We start from the raw sequence: 18,961 nt of genomic DNA on the forward strand, positions 1-18,961 counted from the left end.
GGTGAAACGCATGATGGATAAGGCATGGAAGTTGATGTTTTTCGTCAGCGAGTTCTTTCGCGACATGCTCACGTTTATTCGCCACAACGGTTACTCGCCGCTGGAGAGCCGCAACAAGAAGCTGTTCTACAAGATCCTGATCGAAACCCACACCGTGGAGAAGGGCCTGTCCCTCAAGGAGCCCAAGCCGTTGTTCGGCAAGGACAAGATCAACGGCATCATCCACATGCTCAACGAGTACGACCGCACGTATTCGGCCTTGCCGCTGGAGATGGCCCTCGGCGCCTTCCAGGGTTACCTCGACCTGCATCGCACCCTCGGCATCAGTGACGATTTCCTGTTTTACCTGGATGCCTATGTGGAGCACCTCAAGCGCGACGGCACCCTCGGCACGGGCGGCATCAAGCGCGCCGCGCCGTGGCTGGGCAATGGCGGGCTGGATGCCAAGGCGTTCCTGCAGTCGCGCTCCAGTTGCCGGATGTTCCAGGCCGGCAAGATCGACAGCCGCCTGCTGACGTCACTGGTGGAGCTGGCGCAGTCGTCACCCTCGCAGTGCAACCGCCAGTCGTCGCGGGTGCATGTGTACCAGGACCGCAGGGTGATCGCGCAGCTGCTCAACCTGCAAGGCGGCTCGCGTGGCTTTGCGCAGTCGGTGGACAACCTGTTTGTGGTCACCTCCGAAGTCACCGCCTGGGGCGGCGCCGGCCAGCGTAACCAACTGTATGTGGACGGCGCACTGTTTTCCATGGGCCTGCTGCTGGCGTGCCACGCCAATGGCCTGGGGGCGTGCCCGCTGAACCTGGCGATCCTCAATTCGGTGGAAAAGAAGATCCGCACCCTCGGCGCCATCCCGGCCAGCGAGCGGCTGATCATGATGATCGCCGTGGGGCTGCCGCTGGAAAGCCATTTCCGGGCCGCGCGTTCGCCGCGCAGGCTCACCACCGAAGTCCTGCAACTGCACGGTGGCTGAGATGACGCGTGAAACCGTGAGTGTGATCATCCTGACCTATAACGAAAGCCTGCATATCGCCCGGGCGATCGACTCGGTGCGGGCCTTCAGTGATGAAGTGCTGGTGGTGGATTCGTTTTCCACCGACGACACCTGCGACATCGCCCGGCGCCACGGTGCGCTGGTGGTGCAGCACGCGTTCGTCAACCAGGCCAAGCAGTTCCAGTGGGCCATGGACCATCTGCCGATTACCGGCAATTGGACGATGCGCCTGGACGCCGATGAAATCATCGAGGCCGACCTCGCCGCCGCGATCAATACCCGGCTGCCGACATTGGCCCGCGATATCACCGGTATCAACTTCAAGCGCAAACATATTTTCATGGGCCGCTGGGTGCGCCATGGCGGGCGTTACCCGCTGAAGATGCTGCGATTGTGGCGCACCGGCCTGGGGCGCATGGAAGACCGCTGGATGGACGAGCACATCTCGGTCGCCGAGGGCCGCACCATCACCCTGGACGGCGGGTTTGCCGACCATAACCTGCATGACCTGACCTTCTTCACCCACAAGCACAACCAGTACGCCACCCGCGAAGCGATTGAAGTGCTCAACGCACGGCTGGGGCTGTTTTCGATCCGCGACGAACTGCACAGCGGGCAGAGTTCGTTCCAGGCCAGAACCAAGCGCCTGGTCAAGAACCGCCTGTACAACCGGGTGCCGTTCACCCTGAGTTCCACTGCGTATTTCCTGTGGCGCTACATCATCCAGCTGGGGTTTCTCGATGGCCGCAGCGGCCTGGTCTATCACCTGCTCCAGGGGTATTGGTACCGGTTTCTGGTGGGCGCCAAAGTGCTCGAACTGGAAACCGCGATTGCTCACTTAAACGACAAGGAAGCCATTGTCCGGGAACTCTCGAAGTTGACCGGGCATAACTTGAACCTGCCCACACCGAAGTAACCGAGCGTTTTTAACAAACACCCAAGTTTGGGTGTCGGCCCTCGCTCGCCTATCAATTGGGAGACAGACATGAACAAAGTTGCGCTTATCACCGGGATTACCGGTCAGGACGGCTCGTACCTGGCGGAGCTGCTGCTGGAAAAAGGCTACACCGTGCACGGCCTCAAGCGCCGTTCATCGTCGTTCAACACCCAGCGCATCGATCACATTTACCAGGACCCGCAAGCCCTGCATAAAAACCTGATCCTGCACTACGGCGACCTGGCGGATTCGTCGAACCTGACGCGCATCATCCAGCAGATCCAGCCCGACGAAATCTACAACCTGGGCGCCCAGTCCCATGTCGCCGTGAGCTTTGATTCGCCGGAATACACCGCCGATGTGGACGCCCTGGGCACCTTGCGCATCCTCGAAGCGATCCGTCTGCTGGGCCTGGAAAAGAAAACCCGGTTCTACCAGGCCTCGACCTCCGAGCTGTACGGCCTGGTGCAGGAAACCCCGCAGAAGGAAACCACGCCGTTCTACCCGCGCTCGCCGTACGCGGTGGCCAAGCTGTACGCGTACTGGATCACTGTGAACTTTCGCGAAGCGTACGGGCTGTATGCGTGCAACGGCATTCTGTTCAACCACGAGTCGCCACGTCGTGGTGAAACCTTCGTGACGCGCAAGATCACCCGCGCCCTGACCAACATCGCCCTGGGCCTGGAGCAGTGCCTGTACATGGGCAACATGGACGCGCTGCGTGACTGGGGCCACGCCAAGGACTACGTGCGCATGCAGTGGATGATGCTGCAGCAGGACAGCCCCGAGGACTTTGTGATCGCCACCGGCGTGCAGTATTCGGTGCGGGATTTCATTCGCTGGTCGGCGGCGGAACTGGGGCTGCGCCTGCGGTTTGTCGGCGAGGGCGTGGAGGAAGTGGCGGTGGTCGAGCAGATCGACGGCGAGCTGGCGCCCGGCATTCTGGTGGGGGATGTGATTGTGCGCGTGGACCCGCGTTACTTCCGCCCGGCGGAAGTCGAGACGCTGCTGGGTGACCCGTCCAAGGCCAAACAGAAGCTTGGCTGGACCCCGGAAATCAGCGCCCAGGAAATGTGCGCGGAGATGGTCCGTGAAGACCTGAAAATCGCCCAGCGCCACGCCTTGTTGCGCATGCACGGCCACGACGCGCCGATTGCCGTGGAGAACTGAGCATGGCACGTGATCTTGATGCGCGGATCTTTGTCGCCGGCCATCGCGGCATGGTCGGTTCGGCCATCGTGCGGCGCCTGTGGGCCCTGGGCTACACGCAGATCCTCATGGCCGGCCGCGATGAACTGGACCTGCTCGACCCGGCGGCGGTGCACGCGTACTTCACCGCACAGCGCGTGACCCAGGTGTACCTGGCGGCGGCCAAGGTCGGTGGGATTCACGCGAATGCCACTTACCCGGCCGACTTCATCTACCAGAACCTGATGATCCAGGCCAATGTGATCCACGCGGCTCACCGCCATGGCGTGGAAAAACTGTTGTTCCTCGGCTCATCCTGCATCTACCCGGTGAGTGCGCCGCAGCCGATGATCGAGGCGGTGTTGCTGGACGGTGCGCTGGAGCCCACCAACGAACCCTACGCCGTGGCCAAGATCGCCGGGATCAAGTTGTGCGAGAGCTACAACCGTCAGCATGGTCGTGATTACCGCAGCGTGATGCCCACTAACCTGTACGGGCCTGGCGACAATTACCATCCCGAAAACAGCCACGTGATCGCGGCCTTGCTACGGCGCTTCCATGAAGCCACGCAGCGTGGTGATGAAGAGGTGCTGATCTGGGGCAGCGGCCGGCCTCGGCGCGAGTTTCTGCATGTGGACGACATGGCCGCGGCCAGCGTGCATGTGATGGAACTGAGCCCCGAGCGCTATCGCGAGCAGACCCAGCCGATGTGCTCGCACCTGAACGTCGGCACTGGCGTGGATTGCACCATTGCCGAGCTGGCCCAGGCGCTGGTGCGCGTCACGGGCTTCAAGGGGCGCTTGCGCTTTGATGCGAACAAGCCCGACGGCGCGCCGCGCAAGTTGCTGGATGTGAGCCGCATCAACGCCCTGGGCTGGGAAGCCTACGTGCCGCTGGAGGAGGGCCTGCGCGATGCCTACAACGCCTATCTCGCGGCCCTCGAACAGCCTCGGGGCCAGTGATGAAGATCCTTCTGTACGGCATCAATTACAGCCCGGAGCTTACCGGCATCGGCAAATACAGCGGGGAGCAGGCACGCTGGCTGGCAGGTCAGGGGGCACTCGGTGCGGGTGGTGACGGCGCCGCCGTATTACCCGCAGTGGCAGGTGGGCGAGGGCTATTCGCCGTGGCGTTATCGCAGCGAACAGGATGAGGGCGTGACGGTGATTCGCTGCCCGCTGTATGTGCCGCGTCAACCCGGCGCATTGACCCGGCTGCTGCACCTGATGAGCTTTTCCGCCAGCTCGTCGCTGGCGGTGCTGGGCCAACTGCGCTGGAAACCCGACCTGGTGATCCTGGTGGTGCCCACCCTGTTTTGTGCGCCCCAGGCGCTGTTGCTGGCCAAGCTCAGCGGCGCGCGCTCGGTGCTGCATATCCAGGATTATGAAGTGGATGCGATGTTCGGCCTGGGCATCGGCGGCGGCTCGCTGATGCGGCGTGTGGCGCTGGGGATCGAGCGCTGGCTGTTGCGGCGGTTCGACCGGGTGTCGACGATTTCCAGCGGCATGCTCGACAAGGCCCGTGGCAAAGGGGTGCACAGCAAGCGGCTGTTGTTCTTTCCCAACTGGTCGGAGACCGCACGCTTTCGCAAGGTGGCCCGCAACCGTGCGCTGCTGCAGCGTTTGGGGGTGCCGGCCGGTGCGCGAGTGTTGTTGTACTCGGGCAACATCGGCGAGAAGCAGGGCCTGGAACTGATCCTCGATGCCGCTCAGGTCCATGCCGAGAATGCCGAGTTGGTGTTTCTGATTGTCGGCCAGGGCACGGGCAAGGCGCGCTTGCTCGATCGCGTGCAGCGCGACGGCCTGCGCAACGTGCTGTTTGCGCCCTTGCAGGCGTATGAAGACTTGCCGGCACTGTTGGCCTCGGCCGACGCGCACCTGGTGATCCAGAAACGCGGGGTGGCCGACGCGGTGTTGCCCTCCAAGCTCACCAATATTCTGGCGGTAGGCGGCAACGCGATTATCACGGCCGACCCCGACACCACCCTCGGCCGGCTGTGCGAGACGCACCCGGGCATTGCGGTGCTGATCGAACCGGAGTCAGTGGCGGCACTGAATGCCGGCATCGAGCGGGTGCTGGCATTGCCCGCGCGCAATGAGGTGGCGTTGAGTTACGCCAAGGAGTTCCTCGACAAGGAACGCATTCTGCAACGTTTTCTGGCACAGGTTTGACCGGTATGTGGCTTGATTTACCGACCTTCCAAACGGTCGTGGCGTCGACGCCGCTGGTGGCGATCGACCTGGTGGTGCGCAATAGCCGTGGCGATGCCCTGTTGGGGCTGCGGGTCAACCGCCCGGCCTATGGTTTCTGGTTTGTGCCCGGTGGGCGTATCCAGAAGAACGAAAGCCTGGACAACGCCTTTCGGCGCATCACCCGTGAAGAACTGGGGCGGCCCTTCGAACGCGCCAACGCCCGGCTGCTGGGGGTGTTCGAGCACTTTTACGATGACAGCGTGTTCGCCAACGCCGGGTGCGGGCCGGACACCCACTATGTGGTGCTCAGCTATTGCCTGGAGCTGGTTGACGATCAGCCCTTGCAGCCACCCACGGAGCAACACCAGCAGTACCGCTGGTGGCCCCAGGATGAACTGCGTTTCAGCACGCGGGTGCATGAACACACCCGCGCCTATTTCTGACTCTCTCCCGAGGATGCTCTGATGTTATTACCGGTGATCATGGCGGGCGGTTCCGGGTCGCGCCTGTGGCCGCTTTCGCGGCAGTTGAACCCCAAGCAGTTCCTGCGTCTGACCGATGCGAACCTGTCGATGCTGCAGCAGACCATCACGCGGCTGGAGGGCGCCAACGTCGCCCTGCCGCAATTGATCTGCAACGAACAGCACCGCTTCTTGGTGGCCGAACAGTTGCGCCAGTTGGGCATGGAGCAGGCGAGCATCCTGCTGGAGCCGGTCGGCCGCAACACCGCACCGGCCATCGCCCTGGCGGCGTGCAAGGCGGTGGCCGAGGCCCAGGACCCGATCCTATTGGTGCTGGCGGCGGACCACCTGATCGAAAATGTCCCGGCGTTTCATGCCAGCCTTGAAGTGGCGTTGCCGCTGGCCCGTGACGGCAAGCTGGTGACGTTCGGCATCCACCCCACCAGTGCCCACACCGGCTACGGCTATATCGAGCAGGGCGCGGCAGTGGGAGAGGGCGGTTACCGGGTCAAGCGCTTTGTCGAAAAACCGGATGCCGCCACGGCTGCGGCGTATGTGGCTGGCGGTGCGTATTACTGGAACAGCGGCATGTTCATGTTCCGCGCCAGCCGTTACCTGCAAGAGCTTGCGCGCTTTCAGCCGGCGATCCTCGAAGCCTGCCGCGTGGCGCTGGAGGGCGGCAGCCAGGACCTGCCGTTTACCCGGGTGCACGCCGCCACCTTTGCGGCCTGCCCGGACGATTCCATCGACTACGCCGTGATGGAGAAAACCGCCGATGCGGTGATGGTGCCGTTGCAGGCCGGCTGGAGCGATATCGGCTCGTGGTCGGCGCTGTGGGAGGCCAGTGCAAAAGACCCCAGCGGTAACGTGATACGCGGTGACGGGTTGGCGCTGGACACGCGCAACACCTACGTACACGCCGACAGCCGATTGGTGGCCACCGTGGGCGTGCAGGACCTGATCATCGTCGAGACCAAGGACGCGGTGCTGGTCGCCCACAAGGACCAGGTGCAGCAGGTCAAAACTATCGTCGACCAGCTCAAGCAGACCGGGCGCCCGGAACACCTCAACCATCGCGAGGTGTATCGGCCGTGGGGCATGTATGACTCGGTTGACAACGGCCAGCGCTACCAGGTCAAGCGCATCACCGTGAAACCGGGGGCCAAGTTGTCGGTGCAGATGCATCACCACCGCGCCGAGCATTGGATCGTGGTCAGCGGCACGGCGCGGGTCACCAATGGCGACCAGACCTACCTGGTCTCGGAAAACCAGTCGACCTATATCCCCATCGGCCAGGTGCACGCCCTGGAAAATCCCGGGGTGATCGCGCTGGAGTTGATCGAGGTGCAGTCGGGCTCTTATTTGGGCGAGGACGATATTGTGCGCTTTGAAGATAAGTACGGCAGGGCCTGAAGTTTTCCGACAATTAATAACATTTTAAATAACGGGCCGCGTCGCAATGTAGTGAGGGCCGGGCGCTTCACCGGAAAAACGTTATTTTCAATTATTCAGCAAAAAGTTCTCAGTCTGGTGCGCTGTTTAGTTGAATGGCACTATCGGCCTGACTACTCACTGACGATAAGGAGTCTGTTATGAGAAAGCCACTGGCTATTATGGTGCTCAGTCTCTTGAGTACGTGCGTGCTGGCTGCCGAGGACCCGTTGGGGCTCGACACCGCCGTGGTCGGGTCTGTGACAGTCGGGGAAACCCTGCTGGTCGGCAGCGCGATCATCGCCGGCGTGGCCGCTGCCTCCAATAGCGGCGGCAGTTCCAACGGCGGCACTACCACCGGCACTACCGGCACGACCGGCACCACAGGTACCGGCAACTAAGTTGTAAACCTTCCGCTTTTCAGGCCGCTTGGAATCCCCACCCAAGTGGTCTTTTTTTCTTGTCGATTATCGCGAGTGTCCTAGCACTATGATGCGTATTTTTTCTGTCGCGGCCGTGGCCGCTGCATTGTTGCAAGGTTGCATGTTTGCGCCGGGTCAATATATGGATACAGCGACCCTGACCGACGAGGGTGGGCCTGAAAGTAGTCGCGTGGATTTAATACCGATTACGCCAAAGTTATTGGCGATGGAGGCAGCCACGCAAGTACCTTATTCAATTGCACCGGAACTATTGAGTTATAAACCGGGCCCGTACTTGATTGGCGCAAATGATGCGCTGTATATCACCGTATGGGATCACCCGGAACTCACCGCGCCTTCGGGCCCGCAGCAACAGATCGACGCCAACGGGCGGCTGGTGAGCCCCGAGGGCAACCTGTTTTATCCCTATGTGGGCGAGGTCGTGGCCAAGGGCCGCTCGATTGAAGCGTTGCGCAGCGAAATCACCGACAAGCTGCGCCAATACATCGACAGCCCTCAGGTGGACATCAGCGTGTTGCGGTTTGCCAGCCAGAAAGTGGTGATCAGCGGCGCGGTGATCAAGGCCGGCCCCGTGCCGATCACCACCATTGCGATGAATGTCTCGGAAGCGCTGGGTGCCGCCGGCATCGACCCGCTGAATGCCGATTTATCGAACCTCACGCTCACCCGTGGCGGCAAGCGCTACACCCTCGACCTCGACACGCTGAACCTGGCGTCGTCGCGCTTGAATGACGTTTACCTCAAGGACGGCGACCAGCTGTACCTGGCCTACAACGACCGCAAGCGCATCTATGTGATGGGCGAGGTCATGCAGCCCCGTGCCCTGAGTTTCAAGACCCGTAGCATGAACCTCTCCGACGTGCTGGGCTCGGTGGGCGGGGTCAACCAGAACACCTCCAACGCCGACGCCATCTACGTGATTCGCGGTGCACAGAACATCGATGTGGAACCGGCCAAGGTGTTCCAGCTGCAAGCCCAATCGCCCTCGGCCATGGCCCTGGCGACGCGCTTTGACGTGCAGCCCCAGGACGTGGTGTTTGTCGGCCCGGCGAATATCACGCGCTGGAACCGCTTTATCAGCCAATTGGTGCCGTCCGCTTCGATCATCGGCATTGGCGCATCGACCCAGAACAACCTGAGCGAAGCCAGCAGCCGATAAGGTGGAACCGCTGTGAACAGTCTGAAAATCGCTACTTATGCGGGGTTGGCGTGGCTGTTGAGTGGCTGCAATCCGCTGATGACGGCCTCCCTCGATACGTTCAAGGCGGCCGTTGGCGGGCCGGCGCCGCTGGCATTGACCCAGGCCCAGGTGGATGCGGTGCCGTTTCCCCAGATCAAGGTCACCACGGTGTCCAGCGAAGGGGTGATGGCGCTGATTCGTCGGCGTGAAGACCTGCAGTTCTGGGTCGCTTCCGGCAAACAAGTACTGTTGCTGCGCGACGGCCTGGTGGTGCGCACCGTGGGCCTGGGCGCCGACCTCGATGGCACGCGCTGGCAGGGCCAGTCGCCGTTTCAGCTGGGGCTGCACCGGGTGCCGGAGGGCTATCGCAGCACCCGGCAGATCGACCTGGTAGGCGGCTATCGGCTGGGTATCGGCGTGACCAGTCGCATGAGCCGCAAAGGCATGGAGACGCTGCAGATTCTCGGCAAACCCTACGCCTTGCTGCGGGTCGACGAAGACGTCGCGGTCGACGCCCTGGGCTTTACGGCGCGCAACCGCTACTGGGTTGACCCCGCCAACGGTTTTATCGTGCAGAGCGAGCAGCACCTCACGCCCAGCCTGACCTTGACCATCACCCAACTGCAGCCCACTCGCAAGGATGCCCCATGAATGTTCGAAAACTCGCGGCGCTGGCGCTGCTGTGCAGCTGCGCCCCAGTGTGCGTGGCCGCCAGCCTGACCGTCAGTGGCCAGGTGGCGCATGCGGGTCCGGTGCCGTTACAGGCCGGGGCCCGCTTGCTGGATGCGATCAGCGCAGCACAACCGGATGCCCAGGGCTATTGGCTGGCGGCAGCCTGGCTGCACACGCCGTTGCTGGAGCGCCAGACGCGGCTCAAGGCCGGCGTGTTGTTTGACCTGGACACCCTGCGCCAGGCCGCCCTGGCCGCCGGGCGCGAGCGCCGGGCGCAGGCGGCGGCGCAGCTCTATCAACAGGTGCAGGCATTGCCGGTGACCGGTCGGCAGATGGTCGTGTTGGACCCGGTGGCGGTGGAGGTCGGCTTTGCGCCCAACCTCCCGGTCAGCGACGGCGACCGCCTGATCTACCCGCCGCGCCCCGACAGCGTACGCGTGCTGGGCGCCGTCGCGGCAGCCTGCACCTTGGCGTTCCAACCGATGCACAAGGCCCGCGACTACCTGCGCGCCTGCCCGCCGATGGCGCAGGCGGATGCCGACTACCTGTGGCTGATCCAGCCCGACGGGCGTGTCACGCGCCTGGGCATCGCCGCGTGGAACCGCGAAGAGGGCGCGCCACCCGCGCCCGGCAGCACGCTGCTGGTGCCGATTCGCAGCGACGACCTGAACCCGCCCACCCCTGAACTGAATCAACAACTGGCCGAGTTTCTTGCCACCCAACCCCTGGCTGAGGTCACGCCTTGAAATTATGTATTGCGGCCGTGCTACTGGTGCCTTGCGGCGTCGTGCATGGCGATCCCCGTTACACCCAGAGTGATTTTGGCGGCGTAGGGCTGCTGCAGACCCCCACCGCACGTATGGCGCCAACCGGCGAACTCAGCGTGAATGCCAACCGCACCGAGCCCTACAGCCGCTACAGTTTTTCGGCGCAGCCGCTGGACTGGCTGGAAGGCACCTTTCGCTACACCGCAATCACCAACCGGCCATACGGCGCCGAGTCGTTCAGCGGTGGCCAGAGCTACAAGGACAAGGCCGTCGACGCCAAAGTGCGCCTGTATCAGGAAAGCCACTGGCTGCCCGAGGTGGCGCTGGGGTTTATGGACTTGGGCGGTACGGGGCTGTTTTCCAGCGAGTACCTGGTGGCCAACAAACGCTACGGTGATCTGGATTTCAGTGCCGGCATCGCCTGGGGCTACCTCGGCAGTCGCGGTGATTTCGCCAACCCGTTGGGCGCGCTGGATGATCGCTTCAAGGAGCGCCCCACCGCCGAAGGCTCCGGCAGTTTCTCCAACGGCTACTTTCGTGGGCGACCTGCGTTGTTCGGCGGTGTCGCCTACCAGACACCCTGGGCGCCGCTGAGCCTCAAGCTCGAAGTGGAAGGCAACGACTACAAGAACGAGCCCCGCGATAACAGCTTTCGCCAGGACTCGCCGGTCAACCTGGGGCTGGTCTACAAAGTCGCCGACTCCATCGACGTGAGCGCAGCCTGGGAGCGGGGCAACACCGCGATGTTCGGGATTACCCTGCACACCAACTTCGTCAGCCGCAAGGCGCCGGTCAAAACCTATGACCCACCCGCGCCCAAGCTGCCGGTGGTGGTGCCGACCACGCCGATGGACCAAGTGGACTGGGCTGCCGTGTCCCAGCGCCTGCATGACAATGCCGGCTATAACGTGCAGCGCATCGCCCAGCGCGGGCCGGAGCTGTTGGTGTATGGCGAACAGCAGCGCTATTTTTACAGCGCCAAGGCCGTGGGCCGCGCCAGCCGGATCCTGGATAACAGCGTCAATGACCAGATCGACTGGTTCACCCTGGTGAGCGAGCGCTATGCAATGCCGATCGAGGAAACCAGCGTGCCGCGCCAGACCTTTCGCGAGGTGGTCAACAACCGCGAAAACCTGCAGGACCTGCACCGGCAGATAGAGGTCAACCGCGCCAGCAGCAACACCCAGACTGTGCTTTATACCCAGCCCCCCAAACCCTTCAGCTATGGCCTGGGCCTTGGCTACAAGCAAAACGTCGGTGGGCCGGATGGCTTGCTTTATCAGGTTTCCGCCGACCTCGACGCCGAGTACCGTTTTACCCGCAACACCTGGTGGAGTGGCCTGCTCAGCGTCAACCTGCTGAACAACTACGACGGCTTCACCTACGATGCGCCCAGCGGCCTGCCCCGGGTCCGCACCGACCTGCGCAAGTACATGACCAGTTCCGAGGTGACCTTGCCCACCTTCCAGCTCAACCATGCGGCGCGGCTGGACCAGGACCTGTACGGCATGGTCTATGGCGGGCTGTTGGAGTCGATGTACGCCGGTGTCGGCAGTGAAGTGTTGTACCGCCCCATGGGCCAGCGCTGGGCGTTGGGGGCGGACCTCAACTACGTGCGCCAACGCGGGTTCGAGCAGGATTTCAGTCTGCGCGATTACCGCACCGTCACCGGACACATCACCGGCTATACCGATCTGCCGTTCAATATCCAGGGCGCGTTGAGCGTCGGCCGCTACCTGGCCAGGGACTGGGGGCCACCCTGGACCTGTCGCGGGAGTTCAACAATGGCGTGCGTATCGGCGCATGGATCACCCGTACCAACGTGTCCAAGGAAGACTTTGGCGAAGGCAGCTTCGACAAGGGCCTGTACCTGTCCATTCCCTTTGATGAGTTGATGAGCCTGTCGACCATGCGCCGCGCCAACCTGGTGTGGGCGCCACTGACCCGCGATGGCGGGGCGCGCTTGAACCGTGCCTATTCACTGCATTCGATGACCGATGGACGCGACAGTGATCTGTTCTACAAGAACCTCGACAAGATCACCGAGTAAGGCGGGAAGGGGGCATGCAGCCCCCCTTTTGTGGTCAGTAGATATCTTTGGACAGCAGCGTAAACGGCGTCTTGATCAGGATCTTGATATCCAGCCACAGCGACCAGGTGTTGATATAGCGCAGGTCGATATCGACACGCCGCTGCATCTTCTCCAGCGTCTCGGTTTCGCCTCGGCAGCCACTGATCTGCGCCAGGCCGGTAATGCCGGGCTTGATGCGATGGCGCGCCATGTACGCGTGGATTTTACCCAGGTAGTAATCGTTGTGCGCAATCGCATGGGGGCGTGGCCCCACCAAAGCCATCGTGCCTTGCAGCACGTTGAACAACTGCGGCAATTCATCGATGGACGTACGGCGGATAAACCGGCCCACCGGGGTAATACGCGAATCGTTACGGCTGGCCTGGCGCACTTCGTGGTCGTCATGCACACGCATCGAGCGAAACTTCCAGACCTTGATCACCTGGCCATTCCAGCCGTGGCGGTCCTGCTTGAAGATCACCGGGCCGGGGGAGGTGAGCTTGATCAGCAGGGCGAACAGCAGCAACACCGGGCTCAGTAGGATGATCGCCAGCAGGGCGATGCTCTTGTCCAGCAGCGATTTGCTCAGGGCGGCGGTGGGGCGGCTGGTCAGCGGGCTTTCGTTGAGGAAAATCGCCGGCAGCCCGTCGACTTCGGCCACGCAATGGTTGAGCAGCAGCATGTTATTGAGGTCGGGCACCCAGATCACGTCCACGCTGATATCCAGCAGGTTGAGGTAGAGCGCCTCGATGTGCGTGGCGTCCTGCAGTGAATGGGTGATGTAGAGCCGGCGAATACCGTGTTGCCTGATCAATTGCGGCAATTGCGGCAGCTCGCCGAGTACCGGGGAGGGCGCGCTCTGGGCAGCGTCGGTGTGGCTACCGACGAGGCCGACCAGGGGCGAGCGTTTTTGCCGGGAAAGGGTTTTGGCCAGGTCCACGGCAAGCTTGCCAGTGCCCACGATCAGCGACTTATGCCGCTCGTGAAGTTGGCGATGGTAATACCGGGACAGGCTGTGCAACGGTATATAAAACAGTGCCAATAACGGATAACTAATAGCGGCCCACAGTAATAGGATTTCCGCGGGGAATAACGCGTCGGCATTACACGCAATGCCCACCGCAAACAATATACCCATCGTCAGCAACCAGCCCATGAACAGTCGCCCGAGGCCCACCGCATAGTCATCTTTTTTGCTATAAACATCACACAGGCTATACGCCGGCAGTGAGGCCAATATGGTAAAGGCGGCCAACACGCGGTAGTTATATTCAAGTTGTCCGGTTTTTAACACGACCAACATAAACAACAGTGCAACGACCAGGCTGGATGCGAGCATCCACTGGCCCCAGAACGTTAAACCCTTGGGGGTCAGGTTGCGATGCATTCTAGTGTTATTCAGCATAGTTCTGCTCCCGGTGGTGACCACGCACGTGGTGGCAGGGTTTAAGCATCAAGCGGCAATGCCGCACTAAAACGACAGGCACGCGCAAGCGCGTACCCATGGATAGTAATGAACAGACGGGGGCAATGGCTGACGAGTTATAACAAGGTCAGCGGCATATTATTATAAGAGGGTGTTATAAAAAGGCAGGTAGAAGAGGGTGGTAATAGGCAGGGTGAGCGGAAAGTTCCAAGCTGTTTTTATTTTAACGACGTGGTTGTGTCAGCTCTAACGGCTTTTTGATTTTCTGCGTTAAACAATAGCCGCGGTTTCTGACCGCTCGGAACAGTCGTTCGCCATCATTCACGCGCTTGAATTTTTCCTGCAGTCGACTCAAGCACATTTCCAGCCCTCGGTATAGTTCTGGCTCGCGACCTATATTGCGAATCAACTCTTCCTTGCTGACCACACGCTCTTCATGGTGCAACATCTTTTTAATAAGGGCCGACTCAATGGTGGTCAGTGAAATGCGCAAGCCGCCCTTGACCAGTGTTCGGTCATGTTGCGTCAGCAGCCAGAAATCCTGAGGATATAGCGCGGTTCTGTCGGCGTTTATTTCCGCAGTGCGAGTATGGTTATTGGGCGTGCTGTCTTGTTCGTTGGGCATTTCTTGCCGCGCAGAGCTAGACGGTTTTGAGAGCAGACTGATGCTGTGGGTAATGACGTAGGTGTTTAAACGTGGGCGGCTCGGCTGCAGGTAGGGAAGCACCGCCGAGGTAGTTAGGTCGTACTGGAATAACTCTGCATTGGGGGTGAAGTCCTGCAGTGCTATCGCCGGAAGTGTCGCAGTGAAGGCGTGTTTCTTGAGGGAGCTCATAGTGTCCACCGATATCAGGAAGGTGCAGTTGTTATAGGCAGTCAGCAGGGGAGTAATAACCGCCCTGAAAGTATTCGAACGGCAAGTTTTTAGCCAGCATTGCGCTGTCGGCGAATTCGACAGAGTCGGCGATGAAGCGCACCCCTGTCGCATTGATCAGCTCCAGCATGCGGTCGTAGAGGCGATCAAACAAACCTGAGCGCGTATTGAGGCTCAGCCGGAGGGCGGAATCCGGAAAGGGCATCTTTATGTAGTCGTAGAGCTTCAGATCGATCAGCAGGTCTACCGGCTTTGTATCGAGTGTGTAGTTGTTGTAGGCCAGCGTGATACCTCGCTGGTCTTTCAACTTATACAACTGGCGCACCATGGCGCGGCGTTCGACCGGGCCGGGCAGGGTCTCCAGGGGGTTGTCGATACTGAGGGTCAGCGGCTGGTTATGTTTTTCCAATGACTGGGCGGTCTGAATAATTGCCGTGAATACGTCGTCGTTCATCACGGCAGACTGACCAATGCGCAAAAATTTGTGATTGACCGCATGGCCGAGGCTTTTGGGTAGTTTGCGCCGTGGGTGGATATGCTTCAGTGCCTCTTTATAGGCACTTTCCAGTTCCTCGCCCACGACCCTGAATTCACTGCCCCACAAGAGATGGCTGCGATCAACAATCGCCTGCCGGGCAATCTTTAAGTCCGGCGTATCTGCACAGGATATTTTTTCGCTATTCACCGTTCGACCTCTCCCTGGTGGGTTGCAAATGGCTGGCACTTATAAGGCCCCGGCTTAGTTTGTAACCGTAGCCGCGAATGTTCTGGATGATATTTTCGCCGTAGTGCGCCTTTATCTTGCTGCGCAAGCGGCTGATGGACTTTTCCAATGCGCGGGAGTCGTAGTACTTGGTATTAAGCCCCATCACACCCGCGATCTCATTATGACTGAGCAGTCGGTTCTGGATGAGGGCTTCCAGCACTTTCATTTCGACAAAGGATATTTCCAGCTTTTTGCCATCGCCATAAATGCACATGCGGTCTTGATCCAGTATCAGGCCACAATGGGGCTGTGCGTTCTCGCTGAGAAAGTCATCGAACAGGCTTAATTTTTTTTCGGGGGAAGTTTCTACCACCTTGACGCAGTAATCCGCACCGGCCAAGTAGTATTTGGTTTTGCTCAGGGTGGAAGCGAAGGTGACGACAACAAATATCGTAGAGCCGGGGTGCTCGTCTCGGGTTTTTCTTATTATGTCCAGCGTTTGCTGGCTGGCCGAGGGTGTATCGATTTCTATAATGATGGCACGGTAATATCCGTGGCTTTCCTGGGTGTCGGTTAGTTGCCCGTAGCAACGTGTGTCGACTTTTAAATTATTCGCTACAGTGCGAACTAGAAGCGCCCGAAAGTCCTCCGATTTGGAAGGGGTCCGCGCAATAGCGAGGACGTTGGAAAAATGCATAACCCTACTCCCTTTTCCGGCATGCAAGGCCGTCAGTTCAATCGCCGCTAGCGTTTAGATACTAATCGAATTGATTACGCTAAAACGTGACAAATTTTAACATTCGCCACTTTGTTTTTACGAGCAGGAAGGGGTAATAGGCGGATGTTGCGAGGGCGTTTGTACGAACTTACACATAGGCTAGTGCAAATTTTTAGTGCTCGATAAGTATTTTAGCCCAAACGATTTTTTGATTGTGCAGGGTGATATCCCGGGCCATCTTAACCAGCAAAGGCCCTTGGGGCGCAGCAATCAGGGGATGAGAGCGGTTCCCATCGCGCCTCGGCTTTCCGGTTGGGGGGCTTTCGGATTGATTCAGCGCCGTATTCAGGCGCGGCAGCAGATCGGCAAGCGATGCTGTAGGTGGGCCGCGACCCGCATTAATCGCGGGCGAAAAAAAACCGGCTGATCAGGCCGGTTTGGGGTGCCCCGCAAACAACATGGGGTTAAGCGTTATTACCTTGCAGACGGTCAGCACCACCTTCGGCCAGACCGCGTTCCTGCAGACGGTCAGCACCGCCTTCGGCCAGACCGCGTTCCTGCAGACGGTCAGCACCACCTTCGGCCAGACCACGTTCCTGCAGACGTTCAGCACCGCCTTCGGCCAGACCGCGTTCCTGCAGACGGTCAGCACCGCCTTCGGCCAGACCACGTTCCTGCAAGCGATCAGCACCGCCTTCAGCGAAACGGTTGCCTTGCAGGCGGTCCGAACCGCCTTCAGCAACACGGCTTTCGATCAGGCGATCCGAACCGCCTTCAGCAACTACAGGGTGAGCAAATGCGTTTGCAGCGAGTACCGAGAAAGCAAGGCTAAGCAAGATTTGGCGTTTCATGAGGGTGTGCTCCGAGTGTTTTAGTTGGGTGTTGCCTGGTATGGGTTGGATGTTACGCGTTGCATTTTTTTAGAGAACTTCATTGCGCTGATGGTGACTATCGACGCCGGCGATGGCTCGTTCTGACGGACCATCGCCGAGTCGGTCATGGCATCTGCGGCCGTTCCTGAGGGCGCAGGTCAAACACCAGCACCTCGGCATCCTCGCCCTGGCTCAGGCGAATCTGGCGCTCATCCCGCACCCGGGCGCCGTCACCTTCCTGCAAGCGCTGGCCGTTGATTTCAACGCTGCCCCTGGCCACGTGGATGTACACATGGCGGTCCGGCGGCAGGTCCAGGCTCGCGGCCTCGTCCCCGTTGAACAGCCCGGCATACACTCGCGCATCCTGGCGCACGCTCAGGGAACCGTCGGTGCCGTCCGGCGAGATGATCAACTGCAGGCGCCCACGTTTCTGCGCTTCGCTGAAGTGCTCTTGCTGGTAGCGCGGTTCGGCACCGGCCACGGCGGGCACGATCCAGATTTGCAGGAAGTGCACGCCCAGGCGTTGGCTGTGGTTGAACTCGCTGTGGGCCACGCCACTGCCGGCGCTCATCAGTTGCACGTCGCCCGGGCGAATCACCGAGCCGGTGCCCAGGGTGTCCTTGTGTTCCAGGGCGCCTTCAAGCACATAGGAGAAAATCTCCATGTCGCGGTGCGGGTGCTGGCCGAAGCCTTTACCGGCGGCGACGCGGTCATCGTTGATCACCAGCAGGTCGGAAAAGCCCTGTTCGTCGGGGTTCCAGTAGTTGGCGAACGAGAAGGTGTGGAACGACTTCAACCAACCGTGATTGGCGGCGCCGCGTTCGGAAGCTTTGCGAAGGGTCAGCATGGTGGTGTCCTCAAGTGAGCGCGGGCTGCGAGATGCAGGGCGCTTGCGTTGAGAAGAAGGTTACTGGTTACCGGGATATTCATTAAGGAGGTGAAATTTGAATAACTGTCACGCTCAAGTTGACAGTTGCGGGCATGCCATAATACCCGCCATATTCCTTATCTAACGGATCTCCTGCTTTATGAAAACTGTGGCCATGGCGTTGTTTCCGGACTTCCTCCTGCTCGACATGGCCGGGCCGCTCGAGGTGTTTTCGATTGCCAACCGCTACCTGCCGGCGGCGGCCCACTACCGGATACTCACGATCGGCACCGAGCCCGGCCCGTTGCGTGCCTCCAATGGGGTGATGGTGGAGGCTGACCTGCTGCTGGCCCAGGCGCATGACGCGTATGACCTGCTACTGGTGCCCGGCGGCCCGGGTGCCTATAACGAATGCCACCCTGCGTTGTTGCCCTGGTTAAAGGAGGCGGCACCGCGTGCCGGGCGTTTCGGTTCGATCTGCACCGGTGCGTTTGTGCTGGGGCACGCCGGCCTGCTCGACCACCACCGTGTCACCACCCACTGGCACTACACCGAGCGCTTGATCAAGGCGTTCCCCAAGGCCATCGTCGAGACCGATCGTATCTACCTGCAAGATGGGCGGTTGATTACCTCGGGCGGGGTCACCGCCGGTATCGACCTGGCGCTGTCGATTGTGGCCCAGGACCATGGCAAGCAAGTCGCGGTGGAAGTGGCCAAGGTGCTGTTGGTGGTGATGAAGCGCCAGGGTGGTCAGGCCCAGTTCAGCCCGATGACCGCCGCCAGTGGCGCCCCAGGAAACAGCGATTACGCGCGTGCAGACCCACGTGCTGGCGCACCTGGAACAGCCTTTCACTATCGAGTCGATGGCCGAATTGGCCGGTATGAGCGCTCGCCACTTTGCTCGCCTGTTCGCCCGTGACGTGCAGATGACGCCCATGGCATTCCTGCAGGGAGCGCGCATCGACCGCGCCCGTCAGTTGCTGGAAACCACCGACCTGCCGCTCAAGACCGTGGCCTTCCATGCAGGCTTCGGCAGCGTGCGGCATATGCGCTTTCTGTTCAGTGAAAAGCTCGGCCTCAACCCGACCCAATACCGACAACAGTTCAGTTAACGACAGAATGTCCGTCTCTGGCACCCAAATGTCCGTGTCACTCCCTGTGCCA

General features: G+C 60.6%; 16 protein-coding genes and 3 pseudogenes. 13 read left to right on the forward strand and 6 right to left on the reverse strand.

Going from position 1 to position 18,961, the window contains the following annotated elements; all coding sequences use genetic code 11:
- The first annotated feature begins 10 nt into the window (after positions 1-10).
- The 12 genes and pseudogenes from LRS56_09215 (at position 11) to LRS56_09270 (ending at position 12,312) form a co-directional block, all read left to right on the forward strand.
- Positions 11-970, forward strand: coding sequence for a nitroreductase family protein (locus LRS56_09215; protein ID WDU64623.1), 960 nt, complete (start codon positions 11-13; stop codon positions 968-970).
- Position 971: 1 nt separating this feature from the next.
- Complete coding sequence (locus tag LRS56_09220; GenBank protein WDU64624.1) at positions 972-1,907, forward strand: glycosyltransferase family 2 protein; 936 nt, start codon at positions 972-974, stop codon at positions 1,905-1,907.
- Positions 1,908-1,976: 69 nt separating this feature from the next.
- The gene (gene gmd / locus LRS56_09225; GenBank protein ID WDU64625.1) at positions 1,977-3,098 is read left to right on the forward strand and encodes a GDP-mannose 4,6-dehydratase; all 1,122 of its coding nucleotides are present in this window, start codon (positions 1,977-1,979) and stop codon (positions 3,096-3,098) included.
- 2 nt (positions 3,099-3,100) lie between these two features.
- Positions 3,101-4,078 carry a GDP-L-fucose synthase gene (locus tag LRS56_09230; protein WDU64626.1) on the forward strand — a complete coding sequence of 326 codons (978 nt, stop codon included), beginning with the start codon at positions 3,101-3,103 and terminating at the stop codon, positions 4,076-4,078.
- Positions 4,078-5,287 (forward strand): annotated as a pseudogene (locus LRS56_09235) (glycosyltransferase WbuB). Before LRS56_09230 ends, LRS56_09235 begins: the two are co-directional and overlap by 1 nt.
- A gap of 5 nt (positions 5,288-5,292) precedes the next feature.
- Positions 5,293-5,751 carry a GDP-mannose mannosyl hydrolase gene (locus LRS56_09240; protein ID WDU64627.1) on the forward strand — a complete coding sequence of 153 codons (459 nt, stop codon included), beginning with the start codon at positions 5,293-5,295 and terminating at the stop codon, positions 5,749-5,751.
- Between the two features lie 21 nt (positions 5,752-5,772).
- A complete protein-coding gene (locus LRS56_09245; GenBank protein WDU64628.1) occupies positions 5,773-7,182 on the forward strand; it encodes a mannose-1-phosphate guanylyltransferase/mannose-6-phosphate isomerase in 1,410 nt (469 codons plus the stop codon).
- Positions 7,183-7,361: 179 nt separating this feature from the next.
- Positions 7,362-7,601, forward strand: coding sequence for a hypothetical protein (locus tag LRS56_09250; protein ID WDU64629.1), 240 nt, complete (start codon positions 7,362-7,364; stop codon positions 7,599-7,601).
- 88 nt (positions 7,602-7,689) lie between these two features.
- Complete coding sequence (locus tag LRS56_09255) at positions 7,690-8,802, forward strand: polysaccharide biosynthesis/export family protein (GenBank protein ID WDU64630.1); 1,113 nt, start codon at positions 7,690-7,692, stop codon at positions 8,800-8,802.
- 78 nt (positions 8,803-8,880) lie between these two features.
- The gene (locus tag LRS56_09260; protein ID WDU65715.1) at positions 8,881-9,474 is read left to right on the forward strand and encodes a YjbF family lipoprotein; all 594 of its coding nucleotides are present in this window, start codon (positions 8,881-8,883) and stop codon (positions 9,472-9,474) included.
- On the forward strand, positions 9,471-10,241 hold the full coding sequence (locus tag LRS56_09265; protein WDU64631.1) for a capsule biosynthesis GfcC family protein: 771 nt from the start codon (positions 9,471-9,473) through the stop codon (positions 10,239-10,241). Before LRS56_09260 ends, LRS56_09265 begins: the two co-directional genes overlap by 4 nt.
- Positions 10,238-12,312: pseudogene (locus tag LRS56_09270) on the forward strand (YjbH domain-containing protein). Before LRS56_09265 ends, LRS56_09270 begins: the two are co-directional and overlap by 4 nt.
- 34 nt (positions 12,313-12,346) lie before the next feature.
- On the opposite strand, the gene LRS56_09275 reads toward LRS56_09270, so the two are convergent.
- From LRS56_09275 to LRS56_09300, 6 genes are all read right to left on the reverse strand, one after another.
- On the reverse strand, positions 12,347-13,738 hold the full coding sequence (locus tag LRS56_09275; protein ID WDU64632.1) for an undecaprenyl-phosphate glucose phosphotransferase: 1,392 nt from the start codon (positions 13,736-13,738) through the stop codon (positions 12,347-12,349).
- 244 nt (positions 13,739-13,982) lie between these two features.
- Positions 13,983-14,594 (reverse strand): winged helix-turn-helix domain-containing protein, encoded by a 612-nt coding sequence (locus LRS56_09280; protein WDU64633.1) that lies wholly within the window; start codon positions 14,592-14,594, stop codon positions 13,983-13,985.
- Between the two features lie 31 nt (positions 14,595-14,625).
- A complete protein-coding gene (locus LRS56_09285; GenBank protein ID WDU64634.1) occupies positions 14,626-15,318 on the reverse strand; it encodes a hypothetical protein in 693 nt (230 codons plus the stop codon).
- On the reverse strand, positions 15,311-16,036 hold the full coding sequence (locus LRS56_09290) for a winged helix-turn-helix domain-containing protein (protein ID WDU64635.1): 726 nt from the start codon (positions 16,034-16,036) through the stop codon (positions 15,311-15,313). Before LRS56_09290 ends, LRS56_09285 begins: the two co-directional genes overlap by 8 nt.
- A gap of 485 nt (positions 16,037-16,521) precedes the next feature.
- On the reverse strand, positions 16,522-16,908 hold the full coding sequence (locus LRS56_09295) for a hypothetical protein (GenBank protein ID WDU64636.1): 387 nt from the start codon (positions 16,906-16,908) through the stop codon (positions 16,522-16,524).
- Between the two features lie 145 nt (positions 16,909-17,053).
- Positions 17,054-17,776, reverse strand: a complete 723-nt coding sequence (locus LRS56_09300) for a pirin family protein (GenBank protein WDU64637.1) — start codon at positions 17,774-17,776, stop codon at positions 17,054-17,056.
- Positions 17,777-17,957: 181 nt separating this feature from the next.
- Between LRS56_09300 and LRS56_09305 the strand changes: the two are divergent.
- A pseudogene (locus LRS56_09305) lies at positions 17,958-18,909 on the forward strand (GlxA family transcriptional regulator).
- Positions 18,910-18,961: the final 52 nt, after the last annotated feature.

The organism is Pseudomonas poae, from assembly GCA_028869255.1.
Classification (GTDB): domain Bacteria; phylum Pseudomonadota; class Gammaproteobacteria; order Pseudomonadales; family Pseudomonadaceae; genus Aquipseudomonas; species Aquipseudomonas poae_C.

What these genes read in the sequence shown, in the direction of transcription:
- gmd (WDU64625.1), top strand. Translation starts at nt 1,977, where the DNA reads ATGAACAAAGTTGCGCTTATCACCGGGATTACCGGTCAGGACGGCTCG.
- LRS56_09255 (WDU64630.1), top strand. Translation starts at nt 7,690, where the DNA reads ATGATGCGTATTTTTTCTGTCGCGGCCGTGGCCGCTGCATTGTTGCAA.
- LRS56_09275 (WDU64632.1), bottom strand. Translation starts at nt 13,738, where the DNA reads ATGCTGAATAACACTAGAATGCATCGCAACCTGACCCCCAAGGGTTTA.
- LRS56_09300 (WDU64637.1), bottom strand. Translation starts at nt 17,776, where the DNA reads ATGCTGACCCTTCGCAAAGCTTCCGAACGCGGCGCCGCCAATCACGGT.
- LRS56_09240 (WDU64627.1), top strand. Translation starts at nt 5,293, where the DNA reads ATGTGGCTTGATTTACCGACCTTCCAAACGGTCGTGGCGTCGACGCCG.
- LRS56_09280 (WDU64633.1), bottom strand. Translation starts at nt 14,594, where the DNA reads ATGAGCTCCCTCAAGAAACACGCCTTCACTGCGACACTTCCGGCGATA.
- LRS56_09215 (WDU64623.1), top strand. Translation starts at nt 11, where the DNA reads ATGATGGATAAGGCATGGAAGTTGATGTTTTTCGTCAGCGAGTTCTTT.
- LRS56_09290 (WDU64635.1), bottom strand. Translation starts at nt 16,036, where the DNA reads ATGCATTTTTCCAACGTCCTCGCTATTGCGCGGACCCCTTCCAAATCG.
- LRS56_09245 (WDU64628.1), top strand. Translation starts at nt 5,773, where the DNA reads ATGTTATTACCGGTGATCATGGCGGGCGGTTCCGGGTCGCGCCTGTGG.
- LRS56_09260 (WDU65715.1), top strand. Translation starts at nt 8,881, where the DNA reads ATGACGGCCTCCCTCGATACGTTCAAGGCGGCCGTTGGCGGGCCGGCG.
- LRS56_09265 (WDU64631.1), top strand. Translation starts at nt 9,471, where the DNA reads ATGAATGTTCGAAAACTCGCGGCGCTGGCGCTGCTGTGCAGCTGCGCC.
- LRS56_09250 (WDU64629.1), top strand. Translation starts at nt 7,362, where the DNA reads ATGAGAAAGCCACTGGCTATTATGGTGCTCAGTCTCTTGAGTACGTGC.
- LRS56_09220 (WDU64624.1), top strand. Translation starts at nt 972, where the DNA reads ATGACGCGTGAAACCGTGAGTGTGATCATCCTGACCTATAACGAAAGC.
- LRS56_09295 (WDU64636.1), bottom strand. Translation starts at nt 16,908, where the DNA reads ATGAAACGCCAAATCTTGCTTAGCCTTGCTTTCTCGGTACTCGCTGCA.
- LRS56_09230 (WDU64626.1), top strand. Translation starts at nt 3,101, where the DNA reads ATGGCACGTGATCTTGATGCGCGGATCTTTGTCGCCGGCCATCGCGGC.